Here is a 14,920-nt window from a genome sequence, read left to right on the forward strand (position 1 = left end):
GAACATACTGAACGTTATTATAAAAAAGTATTACAAGTTTAGGAGGAAGTAAGTATGTCAGAAGAAAAAATTTATGATGTTGTAATTATTGGTGCAGGTCCTGCCGGAATGACTGCGGCTGTTTATACATCACGTGCAAATCTTTCAACATTAATGATTGAACGTGGTATCCCTGGTGGACAAATGGCGAATACGGAAGAAGTAGAAAACTATCCAGGATTTGATACTATTTTAGGGCCTGAGCTATCTACTAAAATGTTCGAGCATGCGAAAAAATTTGGTGCTGAATATGCTTACGGTGATGTCTCAGAAATCATTGATGGCGAAGAATATAAAACGATAAAATCAGGTGCAAAGGAATATAAAACACGCTCAATTATCCTTTCTACTGGTGCAGAGTATAAAAAAATGGGTGTACCTGGCGAAAAAGAGCTTGGTGGACGTGGTGTCAGCTATTGTGCTGTATGTGATGGTGCATTCTTTAAACAAAAAAATCTCGTTGTCGTAGGTGGCGGAGATTCTGCTGTTGAAGAAGGTGTGTATTTAACGCGTTTTGCTGATAAAGTAACAATTGTTCACCGTCGTGATAAATTACGTGCACAAAAAATTCTACAAGATCGTGCATTTGCAAACGACAAAATTGATTTCATTTGGAATGCAACAGTGAAAGAAATTAACGAAGCTGATGGTAAAGTAGGCAGCGTTACATTGCAATCAACTGTAGATGGCACAGAATCAGAATTTGTGGCTGATGGCGTATTTATTTACATTGGGATGTTGCCATTAACAAAACCTTTTGAATCTCTAGGCATTTTAAATGAAGCTGGTTATATTGTGACTAACGACAATATGGAAACAAATGTACCAGGTATTTTTGCTGCTGGGGATGTGCGTGAAAAAACGCTTCGTCAAATCGTTACTGCGACTGGCGATGGCAGTATTGCAGCGCAAGCAGCACAACATTATGTTGAAGAGTTATTAGAAAAAATTAACGCATAATAAGCGTTATACCGAGTGATGGTCTCAAAAATCTTAGAAGCGCATTGCAATTGGCCGTTATTACCGGAAAAAAATACAAATTTTTAATACGGTTTTAATATTGCTGTAACTTGAATGACATATAAAAGGTGTAATATAAAGACTGTAATTAGCAATCCCCCTTTTATTTTTTTAGTAGGTTGTTTCCGCCTAAATTAGGTGGGAGCAACCTATTTTTAGTGCCAGTCACTCAAACAATTCTGAATTCTTAAAGCGCTGCAAGTAGCTTATTTTACGCAATAGTAAACCTAATGCTAATTATTTTGGATATGTCATGTCTGACAGTAGAAAACTGTATACTATATGTAGAAGGAATAGTGTGAAATAATGGTTATTGAAAGATGCGTTGACCTTTTCTGTATGCATTTGAAACCTTTGGGATAAGTGATTTAATCATTTTTTACGCAAGATTCCATAGTTGTGAAATGAGGACAAACTCTGATAGGTCTTGCTATAATAAAAAATAGAATGCAAAAGAGATTAGAGGTGTGCCTATGCAAAGAATTGCAAACTTAATCGCCGTAAAAGACGGCCAAGTATTATTACTTCAAAAGCCGAGACGTGGCTGGTATGTAGCACCAGGCGGGAAAATGGAGAGCGGTGAGTCTATTTATGAGTCTGCTTTACGTGAGTTTCAGGAAGAAACAAATGTAATCCCATTGAAAGCGCATTTAAAAGGTGTCTATACGATGGTTATTAAAGAAGATAACGTTAAGGTAGATGAATGGATGTTGTATACTTTTGTAGCGAAGGATATTGAAGGTGTACCATTCGAAGAAACAAGAGAAGGTAAGCTTGCATGGCACCCGATTGAAGATTTAAAAAAATTGCCAATGGCTGAAGGTGACCGAACAAATTTACAATTTGCTGTATCACAATCAGGCATTCAGTACGGTACGTTCGAATACACGAAGGATTTTGAATTACTTCATGAAAAAATACAAATATCAATAGAACAATAAAGGAGCTGCATGACAGTGGTGGTTGAAAGTCAACAACATGAATTGGTCATTATTACAGGAATGTCTGGAGCTGGAAAAACGGTAGCTATTCAAAGCTTTGAGGATTTAGGGTATTACTGTATTGATAATTTACCACCAGCGTTACTCACAACTTTTTTAACTTTACTTAGAGATTCAGGTAAAAATATTACACGTATTGCCGCGGTCATGGATATGCGTGGCGGTGACTTTTTTGATTCGCTCATTGGTGCGCTTGACCATATATTAAAAGAAGGCGATATCGTTGCTCGTATTTTATTTTTAGATGCAGATGATCAAACGCTTGTAAGACGATATAAGGAAACAAGACGTGCTCACCCATTAGCTGTTACTGGTTTACCGTTAGATGGTATTAAACAAGAACGTATACTTCTATCCGAAGTAAAAGGTCGCGCTAAATTTGTTTACAATACATCCAACATGAAACCAAAAGAGTTACGCGAGAAAATCGTGAATGAATTTGCAAGCGATGCAGATCATACTTTTTCAATTAATATTATGTCCTTTGGATTTAAACATGGTATGCCAATAGATGCAGATTTAGTATTTGATGTGCGCTTTTTAAAAAATCCATATTATGTGGAGGAATTGCGCTATAAAACAGGTTTGCAAACAGAAGTTTCTTCTTATGTATTAGCGTTAGAGGATACACAAATCCTAATTCAAAAACTAACGGATTTGTTTGAATTTATGGTACCGCTTTATAAACAAGAGGGGAAATCACAACTTGTCATTGCTTTTGGTTGTACAGGAGGACAGCATCGTTCGGTGACGTTGGCAGAATATTTTGGTGCTTGCTTAGCCAAAAATGAAAATGCTGTGATATCGCACCGTGACATCAATCGAAGAAAGGATTGAGTGAATGGGGAAAAAGCATACAAGGCTAGTTGTAATAGGTGGTGGTACTGGCCTTTCCACGTTACTGCGTGGTTTAAAGCATCACCCGTTTGATATCACTGCAATCGTAACCGTTGCGGATGATGGTGGTTCCTCAGGACGTCTACGTGATGACTATGATATTCCCCCACCTGGGGATGTCCGCAATGTCATCGCTGCATTATCAGACGTGGAGCCACTTGTTGAGCAAATGTTTCAATATCGTTTTTCAGTATCAGAGGATTTGAACGGTCATTCTTTAGGTAATTTAATGTTAACCGCATTAACAGATATAACTGGGGATTTTAGCCATGCTATTAGTGAGATGGGAAAAGTGCTAAAAGTACATGGGCGAGTGATTCCGGCCGCTAATAAGAAGATTACTTTACATGCCGAGTTAGAAGATGGCGTTATAATTGAAGGTGAGTCTAAAATCCCGACAGCATCAAAACGCATTAACCGCGTTTTTTTAGTGCCTGAAAATGTGAAACCGTTACCAGAAGCAATACGGGCAATTCATCGGGCAGACTATATTTTAATAGGTCCTGGAAGCTTATATACGAGTATTATTCCGAATTTGCTTGTGAAAGAAATTGGGGAGGCTGTCGTAAAAGCAAAGGGGCGCAAAATTTATGTATGTAATTTAATGACTCAAAAAGGTGAGACAATTTCCTATACAGCAGGTGACCATGTGCAAGCGATACACAAGCATGTTGGAAATTCTTTTATCGATTCTATTTTAGTCAACGCTGAGCAACTGCCGCATCCTGTTAAAGAGTTGTATAAAGAAGAATGTGCAGAGCCCGTAACATTTGATGTTGGAAAGCTTGAAAGTATGGGATTAGAAGTTATTAAACGAGATATTGCAACCATTCGACCTGATGGGACAGTTCGCCATAATGCGGCAAATGTTGCAAAATGGCTTGTGGATTATGCAAAAATCTTACCCAAAAAGTAAGGAAGCCTATAATAGAGTCCTAAAGAATGCTTGTTGTATATGGTAAGATGAACATATACATAGAAATAAAGGTCGAAAGGGGGGCGTGCTATGTCATTTGCTTCAGAAACAAAAAAAGAGCTTACACAGGTAGAAGCGGACGATTACTGTATGAAAGCAGAAGTATCCGCGTTAATTCGTATGAATGGTTCGTTATCTTTTGCTAACAAACAACTTAGCTTAGACGTGCAAACCGAAAATGCTGCAATCGCACGAAGGCTTTATACGATAATGAAGAAGTTGTATCCATATAATGTGGAGCTACTTGTACGTAAGAAAATGCGATTGAAAAAAAATAATGTGTATATATGTCGTGTACGTGAAGGTGCACGTGAATTGCTCATTAATTTAGCTATTATTTCAGATGATTTTCAATTTAATCATACGATTTCTAAAGAGCTGATAAAAAAGAGTGGTCATAAAAGAGCCTACTTACGTGGAGCGTTTTTAGCAGGTGGCTCGGTAAATAATCCAGAAACGTCTGCCTATCATTTAGAAATTTATTCTTTGTATAAAGAGCATGGTGAGGCATTAATGGATTTAATGAACGAATTTGAATTGAATGCAAAAACCATTGAACGCAAGAAGGGATTTGTGACATACTTAAAGGAAGCGGAAAAGATTTCCGACTTTTTAAATATTGTCGGAGCCCATCAAGCAATGATGAAATTTGAAGATGTTCGTATATTACGCGATATGCGCAATAGTGTTAATCGGATTGTGAACTGTGAAACAGCAAACTTGAATAAAACGATAGGTGCTGCACTGCGTCAGGTAGAAAATATTCGATTTATCGAAAATTCCATTGGTCTGGATCAGTTGCCTGAAAAACTGCGCGAAATTGCACGCCTACGTGTGGAATACCAAGATGTGACGTTAAAAGAACTTGGTGAAATGGTATCAAGTGGAACGGTTAGTAAATCAGGAGTCAATCATCGATTGCGTAAAATAGATGAAATAGCAGATGCATTAAGAAGAGGTGAAAAGATAGGCGGTTAAGTTTTCATGCGTATTTGATATGAAAGCAAGCACAATCGCTTATTGTTCTTCTGCTGTTAAGTGAGGTAATATAATACTAATAGATGAACGGTAGTGAAGGGGAGTATTGCGAATGACTGAAAAAACAGTCCAGGTAAAATTAAAATTAGGACTTCAAGCTAGACAAGCAGCGTTGTTTGTACAGGAAGCAAATCGTTTCAGCGCTGATATTTTTCTTGAGAAAGACGATAAAAAAGTAAATGCCAAATCCATTATGGGTGTAATGAGCTTAGCCATTGCAAAAGGCACGAAGGTAGTTTTAAGCAGTGAAGGTAGCGATGCAGAGCAAGCGGTTTCATCCTTAGCTGCGCTTATTGAAAAGGAAGACTAATCAAAAACCTCTAAGTCACAAGAGCTTAGAGGTTTTTGATATTGCCGTTGAGTGGACACACATGAAAGTTGCGACTCTCGCTAGTGAGCGGATGTTTTATGTCTTACTTGAGTGCCTAGTACCTATTAAAAAAACCGCTAAGTCATTTGGGCTTAGCGGTTTTTCCTTATTAGCGTTCGTTGCGTACAAAAATATGGTCGATTAAGCCGTATTCTTTCGCACGTTCAGCTGTCATGAAGTTATCACGGTCAGTATCTCTTGAGATGACTTCTAATGGCTGACCTGTACGTTCAGATAAAATACCATTTAATTTTTCACGAAGGAATAAAATGCGTTTTGCCGCAATTTCAATTTCAGTCGCTTGACCTTGTGCACCACCAAGTGGTTGGTGAATCATTACTTCTGCATTTGGTAAAGCATAACGTTTACCAGGTTCACCAGCAGCAAGTAGGAAAGCACCCATAGATGCAGCCATACCAATACAAATTGTTTGTACTTTTGGCTTGATGAATTGCATTGTATCGTAGATTGCCATACCAGCTGTAATCGAACCACCTGGTGAGTTAATGTAAAGAGAAATATCTTTATCTGGATCTTCTGCTTCTAAGAATAGAAGCTGTGCAACGATTGAGTTTGCAACGTTGTCATCAATCGCACTACCTAATAGGATAATACGGTCTTTTAGTAGTCGTGAATAAATGTCATAAGCACGTTCACCACGACTTGTTTGTTCAATAACTGTAGGAATTAAATTCATGTTAAATCCTCCTTAAAAAGCTAAATTCGAATACTTTTACTGAAATCATCCATTATATTTCAGTTGTAACCTTATCATACACATTATAGTCAGGGAAGGTCAAATATTAACGCTGATATTAAGAAATAAAATACATAACAAAAATAATAATTTATAGTTGAAAAATGGGCAAGACGTTTGTATAATGGAAAGGTCGTAAGTTAAAGTACAGTACACTATTTTGCAGGTATGCTTCTGAAATGAGGATTATCTACATGATGCTTTACCGTAAAGCCTTAGAGTGAGTACTTTTTTTTTATGTTCAATTGCCCTCGTGGTGTAATGGATAACACGTAAGATTCCGGTTCTTGCACTGGGGGTTCGATTCCCTCCGAGGGCGCCATTTTACTGATTATTTGAGATACTTTTATAGCTCGTTCTCCTATAAGTAGTTTAGCAGCCTGCTTAGGGGAGAAAGAGAGGAATAGGGGGGAATATTGTCCCGTAGGCATTATTCCCAGATTTATTCCTTTCTAAACCTTCAAAAAGCAACAACTCCAAAAAGTTTTTTAGTGAACATACTGAACGTGAGGCTAGCACGCTAGCCCAAAAGAAGAATCCTATCTGAGGGGATTCTTTTTTTGTGCTCAAAAATATCTAAAATCTGTATAAAAACGATCTTAAAATTGCATAAGTATACATTTTACGACAAGTATCTTGTTTTTATTACATAATTTCTCTTCGTTATGTTTAGTAAAATTCATTTTTATGAAAAAATAATCACTTTTATACGAAATCGTATTGTATATCAACTCTATTGACACTATAATTGACCTAATAGTCGAACATTTCCGAATTGAGAAAAATGAAGTGGTCGGAAAATGATTAAATGTTTAGGGGGAAAAACTATGAAAAAACGTTTTTGGACGTTATTGATGATCGTGGCGGCATTTACGCTTGTGCTAGCGGGCTGCGGTGCTAAAGAAGACACATCTACTGGCGATACACCGGCTGATGGTGGCGCGAAGGACAAGGTGTATAAGGTAGGAACAGAGGCTACATTTGCACCGTTCGAATCAATTGACGATAAAGGGAATATTGTAGGATTAGATGTCGATATTTTGCATGCGATTGCTGATGAAATGGGCTTTAAAGTAGAATGGGAAAACATTGGCTGGGAGCCAGTATTCCAAACAATTAAAAATGGTGAAACACATATTGGTGCATCTGGTATTACGATCAATGAAGAACGTAAAGCATCATTTGATTTTACAGAACCATATTATGAATCTCAATTATTAATAGTTGTAAGGGAAGATTCAAAAATTAAGTCTTTAGCAGATTTAAAAGATAAAAAGATTTCAGTACAAATTAATGCAACGGGTCATACGGCAGCAAAAAAATTACAAGGCGATGCAAGTACAAATATCATGGCATTTGAAAACCAACCAGTTGCTATTCAAGAAATGTTAAACGGTAACGTAGATGCAACAATTGGCGACAATGCAGTTATTTATGAATATATCAAGGCAAATCCAAATGCCAAACTTAAAGTAATTGAAGATGATGCATTTGAAAAAGAATACTATGGCTTTATGGTGAAAAAGGGCAATACGGAATTATTAAACCTATTAAATGAAGGTCTACAAAAAATTAAAGACAATGGTAAATTAAAAGAAATTACTGGTAAGGACTTAAAGTAATAAATGATGCCGTTAGCCCTAATCATGCTAGCGGCTCATTTGATTTATTAGGGTATTTATAGTAGAGAATTTGAATGGGAAAGTAGGGGTTCTGATGGACATCTTTGATTTACAATGGGACATAGTTTGGAACTACCGTGATATGTTTATACGTGGTATAGGTATAACAATCATTTTAACACTCAGCGGTTATTTTGGTGGTATCATTTTAGGCTTACTATTAGGTTTAGGAAAACTATCGCAAAATAAATTAATTTACTGGCCATGTAAACTATATGTGGATTTATTCCGTGGAACACCAATGCTTGTGCAAATTTTACTAATTCATTTAGCGGTTATTCCCACAATTTTTGGTCAGTCATTAGGTTATATGGTTTCTGGTATTACAGCACTTGTATTAAACTGTGCTGCCTATAATGCAGAAATTTTTCGTGCAGGTATTCAGAGCATTGATAAAGGACAAATGGAAGCAGCGCGTTCACTTGGCTTAACACACAATCAAGCGATGAAAAAAGTAATTTTACCCCAAGCTTTTAGACGAATGATTCCACCACTTGGTAACGAATTCATTGCGTTACTAAAGGATTCTTCTTTAGTAACGGTTATTGCAGCACCAGATATTTTATATGCAAGTAAAGTAGTAGCGGGTGCGAGCTTCCGTTTCTGGGAACCGTATATTGTCGCTGCCCTACTATACTTGGTTTTAACTTATGTTGTAACAAAGGTAGTCGCATTTATAGAGAAGCGATTTAGCAATAGTTATGTCCCTCGTAAAGCAGAAGGGAGAGAAGCGAGATGATTAAAATTGAAAACCTACACAAATACTTTGGAAAGCTAGAAGTATTGAAGGGTATTGATTACGAAATACAAGAGAAGCAAGTGGTATGTGTAATTGGTCCTTCAGGGTCAGGGAAAAGTACTTTTTTACGTTGCATCAATATGCTGGAAGAAGTGACGGACGGTGCCATTTATATAGAAGATATCAAGATAAATGCACCAAAAACAAATATTAATGCCATCCGAGCAGAAGTCGGGATGGTATTCCAACAATTTAATCTGTTCCCTCATATGAATGTCATTGATAATGTCACGATGGCGCCGATGCAAATTCGCAAAATGAGTCGTGCGGATGCAGAGCAACTAGGTCATGAGCTTTTGAAAAAGGTCGGTCTTGATAGCAAAGCTTATAGCTATCCTGAGCAGCTTTCAGGTGGACAACAACAACGAGTAGCGATTGCTAGAGCGTTAGCGATGAAACCAAAGGCTATATTATTTGATGAACCAACTTCTGCACTTGACCCAGAAATGGTGAAAGAAGTATTAGATGTTATGAAAAATCTAGCATCTGAAGGTATGACAATGATTGTAGTCACACATGAAATGGGCTTTGCACGAGAAGTGGGCGATCGTGTTGTGTTCATGGATGGTGGTTTTATTGTAGAGGAAGGTACGCCAGAAGAGATTTTTGGTAATCCACAAAATGAGCGAACAAAAGCCTTTTTAGGGAAAGTTCTTTAATTTTTAATAATAGGAAAAACCATTCATTGCGAAATGCGATGAATGGTTTTTTGTTATTAATGGAGGGGATTTGTAGTAGTGCCGTACGAATCAAGCAATGCACGCATATCTTGTTGTGAGTATTGTGGCACTTGATAATAGCCATGCTTATTTTGGTAAATAGAAAGTTCGTATGCCATTTCGATACAGTTGGGAATACTATCAGCAACAACACGGCGCACAACTGGATTTGTTGTTTCTGTCGCTGCTGCAGTCATGCATTTAGCAGACCCTTTATGTGCACCAAGTAAGAAGCCAGAAATAATTTCATCATTGATCTCACTTACATTTTGCATTGGCTTTTTCGGCTGTGAAGGTGTAATGCCGTATTGGAAGTTATTCCCAGTTTGCATTTCATAACGACCAGTTGGCACAGATGGATCATGCCCTGTTTTAAATGATTCCACAATCGTATTGTACATACCGAGTGTGAAATTATATTGATTGTCCAAAATGCTAAGTAATTCTGGATCCTTTACTTGCGGACGTAAAAGCATGGATTGATTCAAACATGCAATTATTTCGCTAATTGCTTCATGCATGTCCATTACTTCATGTCCACCGTGGTTTAGGCTTTGTTGTTGGTTGGATGATGTTACATCATTTGATTCATTATAAAAAGATTGTGACAAAAAAAACGCCTCCTGAATGTATAGTTTGTTGCAGTAATTAGTATGTCTTGTTCGTCATATTTCATACGACATAAAACTGTTTGCATATATTTAGCATAGCGATGTTTTTTTGCAACACATTAGAGGTATAAGAAAAGAACGTAAGGAGGCTGTAAAATTGAAAAAAGTACTTGGACCTGTCGCAATAATCATCATTATTTTAGGTGTATTCGCTTTATTATTTATTCCAAAATATAATAGCCTTGTGACGGCGGAGGAAAATGTGGATTCGAAATGGGCTCAAGTCGAAAATCAGCTACAACGCCGCTATGATCTAATTCCCAATTTAGTGGAATCGGTCAAAGGATACGCAAAACATGAGCAAGAAGTCATTGCCAGCATAACAGAGGCACGTGCACAGTTAGGTAATGCACAAACACCAGAGCAACAAGCAATCGCCAATGATGCGTTAAATGGTGCGCTTGGTCGATTGCTTGTAGTGGTAGAAAATTATCCGAATTTAAAAGCAGATGCGAATTTCCGCCAATTAATGGATGAGCTTGCAGGCACGGAAAATCGTTTAGCAGTAGCACGAGAAGATTACAATAATGAAGTGCAAGGCTTTAATAAAATAGTAAAACGCTTCCCAGGTAATGTAGTAGCAGGTATGTTTGGCTTCGAGCAAAAGGAATACTTTAAGGCAGCAGCAGGAGCTGAAAAAGCACCGGCAGTAGATTTTAGTGATTCAGGTAAACAATAATGAAGCGTTTGACCGTAATACTTGCTTGTTTCATATTTCTTGTAACAGCCAACAATGCATATGCCCAGTTCCCAACACCGATGAAAAATACGTACATTCATGATTTTGCCAATGTACTGTCAACGTCTGTAAAGGAAGAACTCAATCATTATTCGGAGCAGTTAGATAAAGGCACTGGTGCTGAAATTATGGTTGTAACAGTAGATAGTATTCATGGGCAAGAGGCTAAAATGTACGCTACCCAATTGATTCGTGCTTGGGGCATTGGTGATGCACAGAAAAACAACGGCGTTTTGCTATTGGCTACATTTGGGCAAGGGCAAGGGAAAAATGATGTGGTGATCGCGGTAGGCCAAGGTCTAGAGGGAGCGTTACCAGATGGGAAATTAGGACGGATATTGGATTCTGCTTTTTATCCTTCTGCAAGTAATGGTGAAATTGACCAAGCATTTCAAGCGACGTATGCAGCATTATATCAAACTGTAGCGCAAGAATATCATTGGGAAGGTCAAATGCCAGCTCAAACAGAAGAGGGTGAGTCGATGCCAACTTGGATGTTTGTGCTACTCGTGATCCTCGTACTCGTCGTCATTATCTTCTCTAATGGAGGAGGTGGACCACGTTCAAGAGGACGAGGAAGAGGAGGTTATCCAGGCGGTTTTGCTGGAGGTTTTGGCAGAGGTGGCTCCAGTGGCGGAGGATTTGGAGGCTTTGGCGGAGGATCATCTGCTGGTGGCGGCGCTAGCCGAAAGTTTTAATTTGTCGAGTGGTGTCGAAAATGGTGTCAGGCACCCAAACAATTTTGGAAAGTGCCAGTCACTAGAACCGCAGCGGATTGTTATGTTTTCATAATAAAATAATTTACTTGCTAAAGGACTCTTCTTCATACGAAGAGTCTTTTTAAGTTGGATAAAGAGGATAATTAAATAAATTTTATCATTTATTGACAAAAAAACTAGATTTGTTATAATTTCTTTGTATCGACTAACGATATAACGAACACTGATAGTAAGGAGGAATCATTTTGAAAAAAAGATTTTTGTCAGCATCTTTAGCGGTCATTTTAACAGCTTCTGTTGTATATCCTGTTTCCATTCAGGAAGTACGAGCTGCAAATGAAACGAGCAATGTGATTGTTGCACAAGAGGAGCGCCTAACAGCAAAAGAATTTCTTGAATTGGCTGTGACTTCTTTAACATTCCAACATGGGTCAGAGGCAATGCGTCAAGAAATCATGGATAAGTGGGTTAAAGAGGGAGAATTAAAAGATTTAAGTACTGCCATTAAACGTGATGAAGTTGCTCGAATTTTAGTAAGAGCTCTTGATAAAGAGGAAAAAGAAGCATCATTAGCAGACTATTTAGAAAAAGCGAATAAGCTAGGCTTATTTAAAGGTATTTCTGAAAATAGTGAAACCATCTCAAAACAAGATGCTACTAAGATATTTACAACTTTTAAGACGATAAAAAACGGAACGAATAATGAAGGGGTAAAAGAAATTTCTGTAGAGGATTTTATGAAAAATCCAGGAAACTTCGGTTACCAATTGTCGCCAGATGGTAATTACATTACATTTTCTTCAGCATGGGAATCTCGTTCAAATGTATTTGTGAAGAAAATGAATGACGATAGTGAACCTGTTCGTGTATCCAGTTCAAAAGATCGTGATATTTCAGGATTCTTCTGGAAAGACGATACATTGCTTTATGCAAAAGATAAAGGCGGCGATGAGAACTTCCATATTTATTCATCTTCATTTAATGGGAAAGAAGAAAAAGATTTAACACCTTACCCTGGTGTAACTGTAGGGGTATTAAGTAATTTACAAGGTGTTAAAGATGAAATATTAATTATGATGAACAAAGAAGATGCGAAAGTTTTCGATGTGTACAAGCTTAATGTCAAAACAGGCGAAACAAAACATGTTGCCAAAAATCCTGGGAACGTATCGAATTGGGTAGCGGACCGTGATGGTAATATTCGTATCGCTGTTGTTTCTGATGGTGTAGAAGGTACAATTTTATACCGTGAAACAGAAAAAGATGAATTCAAACCATTTATTGAAATGGCTGCGGGAGATGAAGTAAATCCGTTTGCCTTCTCTAAAGATAATAAACATATTTACGCGACTTCTAATAAAGGTCGAGATAAAGTACAAGTTGTGAAATACAATCTTGAAGGTAAAGAAGAAGTGATTATGTCCAACGATGAAGTAGACGTTACAGGCATATTATATAATAGTGAAAAAGATAAAATTTTATATGGCGCATATATAACTGATAAAGCGCATTATCAATTCTTTGATGAAGATTTTGAGAAACTATTCCGCAAAATTCAAAACAAACTAGGTGTTGAAGAAAGCGAACTAGGCATCAATGACTACAATAAAGAAATGACTAAGTTTATTGTCAGCGTGTCAAGTGACACTGTGTACGGCAAATATTATTATTATGACTCAACAACAGATAAAATAACAGAACTAGCAACATTAAGTCCTTGGTTAAAGTCAGAAGAACTTGCTGAAATGCATCCAATTTCGTATAAGAGCCGAGATGGACTGACAATTAACGGTTATTTAACATTACCGAAAAACAAAGAAGTAAAAGACTTACCGCTTATCGTGAATCCACACGGCGGTCCATGGGCACGTGATATGTGGGGCTTTAACCCAGAAGTACAGCTTCTTGCAAACCGAGGATATGCTGTGCTACAAGTGAATTTCCGTTCTTCAACTGGATACGGAAAAGAATTTTTACAAGCTGGTAATAAGCAATGGGGTCTAAAAATTCAAGATGATATTACAGATGGCGTGCAATGGGCAATCGATCAAGGCATCGCGGACCCTGAGCGCATCGGTATTTATGGTGCATCATTCGGTGGCTATGCTACATTAGCTGGTATTACAAAGACACCTGATTTATATGCTGCGGCAGTTGACTATGTTGGTATATCAAATATCTTCACATTGCTTGATACAATCCCACCTTATTGGGAAACAATGCGTAACATGTTCTATGAGCGTGTAGGGCATCCAGAGACAGACAAAGAGCTATTAACAGAAGCCTCTCCTGTCTTCCATGTTGATAAAATTAAAACACCGTTATTTGTTGCGCAAGGTGCAAACGATCCACGAGTTAATCAGGCAGAATCTGATCAAATCGTAGAAGCATTGCGTGCTAGAGGTGTGGAAGTAGAGTACATGCTGAAAGAAAATGAAGGACATGTCTTCCAAAACGAAGAAAACCGCATTGAATTCTATAATGCAATGGTTAAATTCTTCGACAGCCATTTAAAAAAATAACAAACGCTGAGACTGTGCAAAAGTTACCTTGCACAGTCTTTTTTCATTTAAAATAAAGAAAGATAGTTACGCCAAGGTCACACGTAAATCGAAATTGTTTGAGAATTGTTTGCGTGCCTGGCACCATAAAGTAAAGGGGTTGGTAAAATGGACGTGAAATTTTTTAGTCGTTCCCAGTGTGAGCTTTGTGTGGAAGGATTACGCACATTAAAGCTTGTTCAAGAAGAGTTAGGTTTTACCATTGATATGATCGATATTGAAACCGATGAAGCGGTACATGAAAAATATATGCTGATGATACCCGTAGTGGAAAAGGATGGAGAGGTTATACAGTACGGCAATTTAGATTATGTAACATTAATGGAACGTTTGTGACAAATCAAAGAGCCATTACGTGAGAAGTACATAGCTATTTTAGCCAACTAAATTATCATTCACTAAATGAAGAAAAATCGATTGAGGCAAATGGTTATAAATAAAGCGAAAAAATTCGTTATTCTCTAGCCGAGAGAATAACGAATTTTTTATTTTTAAACCTGTAAATTCACGTTATTCACAAATTGTTCAATGAAAGCGTTATGAATATGAACAGTTTGTGAAGACCTTCACACAAAGCTTTATTTTTTAAAAAATTGGAGTAGAATAAGAATCAAGTAAAGGTTGTTATAAAACAGATTAGAAAAAGTATCACATTTGTACGTGGTTGTTATATTACAAAAATAAACTTAAAGGGAGATTTGACTATGTGGGTTATTACAGTATTTGAACAAAAGGACGTTCGTATTTTTGAATACACAAACAAAACGGAAGCTACAAAAGCTTTAGCAGGTTTCAAGAAAAACGCAGTATTGTCTTTCACTAAATAAGAACAAAGCCATCTCGCAATCTCGCAATCATAATGGATGATTGCGAGATTTTTTTGTGCCAACAAAACAGTACAGCGTGTCATTTTTACTTTGCTAATAATGGGT

At 37.4% G+C, this 14,920-nt stretch carries 16 protein-coding genes and 1 tRNA gene; 15 read left to right on the forward strand and 2 right to left on the reverse strand.

Going from position 1 to position 14,920, the window contains the following annotated elements; genetic code table 11:
- Positions 1-54 precede the first annotated feature (54 nt).
- The 6 genes from trxB (at position 55) to C9J37_RS11545 (ending at position 5,281) form a co-directional block, all read left to right on the forward strand.
- Positions 55-999: a thioredoxin-disulfide reductase gene (gene trxB / locus C9J37_RS11520; protein WP_107895458.1), complete on the forward strand. Its 945-nt coding sequence runs from the start codon at positions 55-57 to the stop codon at positions 997-999.
- Between the two features lie 533 nt (positions 1,000-1,532).
- Positions 1,533-2,000, forward strand: coding sequence for an NUDIX hydrolase (locus C9J37_RS11525; RefSeq protein WP_107895459.1), 468 nt, complete (start codon positions 1,533-1,535; stop codon positions 1,998-2,000).
- A gap of 9 nt (positions 2,001-2,009) precedes the next feature.
- Positions 2,010-2,897 carry an RNase adapter RapZ gene (gene rapZ / locus C9J37_RS11530; RefSeq protein WP_107895460.1) on the forward strand — a complete coding sequence of 296 codons (888 nt, stop codon included), beginning with the start codon at positions 2,010-2,012 and terminating at the stop codon, positions 2,895-2,897.
- A 4-nt stretch (positions 2,898-2,901) separates the two neighbouring features.
- On the forward strand, positions 2,902-3,873 hold the full coding sequence (locus C9J37_RS11535) for a gluconeogenesis morphogenetic factor MgfK (protein ID WP_107895461.1): 972 nt from the start codon (positions 2,902-2,904) through the stop codon (positions 3,871-3,873).
- A gap of 90 nt (positions 3,874-3,963) precedes the next feature.
- Positions 3,964-4,911, forward strand: a complete 948-nt coding sequence (gene whiA / locus C9J37_RS11540; protein WP_024363899.1) for a DNA-binding protein WhiA — start codon at positions 3,964-3,966, stop codon at positions 4,909-4,911.
- Between the two features lie 112 nt (positions 4,912-5,023).
- A complete protein-coding gene (locus C9J37_RS11545; RefSeq protein ID WP_024363900.1) occupies positions 5,024-5,281 on the forward strand; it encodes an HPr family phosphocarrier protein in 258 nt (85 codons plus the stop codon).
- Between the two features lie 169 nt (positions 5,282-5,450).
- On the opposite strand, the gene clpP is transcribed toward C9J37_RS11545, so the two are convergent.
- Entirely contained in the window at positions 5,451-6,038 is a 588-nt protein-coding gene (gene clpP / locus C9J37_RS11550; protein ID WP_024363901.1) for an ATP-dependent Clp endopeptidase proteolytic subunit ClpP, read from the reverse strand.
- A 307-nt stretch (positions 6,039-6,345) separates the two neighbouring features.
- On the opposite strand from clpP, the gene C9J37_RS11555 reads away from it, so the two are divergent.
- The 4 genes from C9J37_RS11555 (at position 6,346) to C9J37_RS11570 (ending at position 9,238) form a co-directional block, all read left to right on the forward strand.
- Positions 6,346-6,420 (forward strand) — tRNA-Arg (locus C9J37_RS11555).
- A 505-nt stretch (positions 6,421-6,925) separates the two neighbouring features.
- Positions 6,926-7,720: a basic amino acid ABC transporter substrate-binding protein gene (locus tag C9J37_RS11560; RefSeq protein ID WP_107895462.1), complete on the forward strand. Its 795-nt coding sequence runs from the start codon at positions 6,926-6,928 to the stop codon at positions 7,718-7,720.
- Positions 7,721-7,814: 94 nt separating this feature from the next.
- Positions 7,815-8,519, forward strand: coding sequence for an amino acid ABC transporter permease (locus C9J37_RS11565; RefSeq protein WP_107895463.1), 705 nt, complete (start codon positions 7,815-7,817; stop codon positions 8,517-8,519).
- A complete protein-coding gene (locus C9J37_RS11570; RefSeq protein WP_024363904.1) occupies positions 8,516-9,238 on the forward strand; it encodes an amino acid ABC transporter ATP-binding protein in 723 nt (240 codons plus the stop codon). Before C9J37_RS11565 ends, C9J37_RS11570 begins: the two co-directional genes overlap by 4 nt.
- A gap of 56 nt (positions 9,239-9,294) precedes the next feature.
- Here C9J37_RS11570 and C9J37_RS11575 read toward each other — a convergent pair whose 3' ends face one another.
- A complete protein-coding gene (locus C9J37_RS11575; protein ID WP_107895464.1) occupies positions 9,295-9,909 on the reverse strand; it encodes a spore coat protein in 615 nt (204 codons plus the stop codon).
- 157 nt (positions 9,910-10,066) lie between these two features.
- On the opposite strand from C9J37_RS11575, the gene C9J37_RS11580 reads away from it, so the two are divergent.
- The 5 genes from C9J37_RS11580 to C9J37_RS29390 all read left to right on the forward strand — a co-directional run bounded on the left by C9J37_RS11580 (position 10,067) and on the right by C9J37_RS29390 (position 14,815).
- A complete protein-coding gene (locus tag C9J37_RS11580) occupies positions 10,067-10,648 on the forward strand; it encodes a LemA family protein (RefSeq protein WP_107895465.1) in 582 nt (193 codons plus the stop codon).
- Complete coding sequence (locus tag C9J37_RS11585; protein ID WP_107895466.1) at positions 10,648-11,406, forward strand: TPM domain-containing protein; 759 nt, start codon at positions 10,648-10,650, stop codon at positions 11,404-11,406. The genes C9J37_RS11580 and C9J37_RS11585 overlap by 1 nt, the downstream gene beginning before the upstream one ends.
- Positions 11,407-11,672: 266 nt before the next feature.
- Positions 11,673-13,949 carry a S9 family peptidase gene (locus C9J37_RS11590; RefSeq protein WP_107895467.1) on the forward strand — a complete coding sequence of 759 codons (2,277 nt, stop codon included), beginning with the start codon at positions 11,673-11,675 and terminating at the stop codon, positions 13,947-13,949.
- 147 nt (positions 13,950-14,096) lie between these two features.
- Positions 14,097-14,324: a glutaredoxin family protein gene (locus C9J37_RS11595; RefSeq protein ID WP_107895468.1), complete on the forward strand. Its 228-nt coding sequence runs from the start codon at positions 14,097-14,099 to the stop codon at positions 14,322-14,324.
- Positions 14,325-14,692: 368 nt separating this feature from the next.
- The gene (locus tag C9J37_RS29390; RefSeq protein ID WP_255313811.1) at positions 14,693-14,815 is read left to right on the forward strand and encodes a hypothetical protein; all 123 of its coding nucleotides are present in this window, start codon (positions 14,693-14,695) and stop codon (positions 14,813-14,815) included.
- The last annotated feature ends 105 nt before the right edge of the window (positions 14,816-14,920 follow it).

The sequence above is a fragment of the Lysinibacillus mangiferihumi genome (assembly GCF_003049665.1).
GTDB lineage: Bacteria > Bacillota > Bacilli > Bacillales_A > Planococcaceae > Lysinibacillus > Lysinibacillus mangiferihumi.

Coding starts and splice junctions, on each gene's coding strand:
- trxB (WP_107895458.1), top strand. CDS start 55: ATGTCAGAAGAAAAAATTTATGATGTTGTAATTATTGGTGCAGGTCCT.
- C9J37_RS11525 (WP_107895459.1), top strand. CDS start 1,533: ATGCAAAGAATTGCAAACTTAATCGCCGTAAAAGACGGCCAAGTATTA.
- rapZ (WP_107895460.1), top strand. CDS start 2,010: ATGACAGTGGTGGTTGAAAGTCAACAACATGAATTGGTCATTATTACA.
- C9J37_RS11535 (WP_107895461.1), top strand. CDS start 2,902: ATGGGGAAAAAGCATACAAGGCTAGTTGTAATAGGTGGTGGTACTGGC.
- whiA (WP_024363899.1), top strand. CDS start 3,964: ATGTCATTTGCTTCAGAAACAAAAAAAGAGCTTACACAGGTAGAAGCG.
- C9J37_RS11545 (WP_024363900.1), top strand. CDS start 5,024: ATGACTGAAAAAACAGTCCAGGTAAAATTAAAATTAGGACTTCAAGCT.
- clpP (WP_024363901.1), bottom strand. CDS start 6,038: ATGAATTTAATTCCTACAGTTATTGAACAAACAAGTCGTGGTGAACGT.
- C9J37_RS11560 (WP_107895462.1), top strand. CDS start 6,926: ATGAAAAAACGTTTTTGGACGTTATTGATGATCGTGGCGGCATTTACG.
- C9J37_RS11565 (WP_107895463.1), top strand. CDS start 7,815: ATGGACATCTTTGATTTACAATGGGACATAGTTTGGAACTACCGTGAT.
- C9J37_RS11570 (WP_024363904.1), top strand. CDS start 8,516: ATGATTAAAATTGAAAACCTACACAAATACTTTGGAAAGCTAGAAGTA.
- C9J37_RS11585 (WP_107895466.1), top strand. CDS start 10,648: ATGAAGCGTTTGACCGTAATACTTGCTTGTTTCATATTTCTTGTAACA.
- C9J37_RS11595 (WP_107895468.1), top strand. CDS start 14,097: ATGGACGTGAAATTTTTTAGTCGTTCCCAGTGTGAGCTTTGTGTGGAA.
- C9J37_RS29390 (WP_255313811.1), top strand. CDS start 14,693: ATGTGGGTTATTACAGTATTTGAACAAAAGGACGTTCGTATTTTTGAA.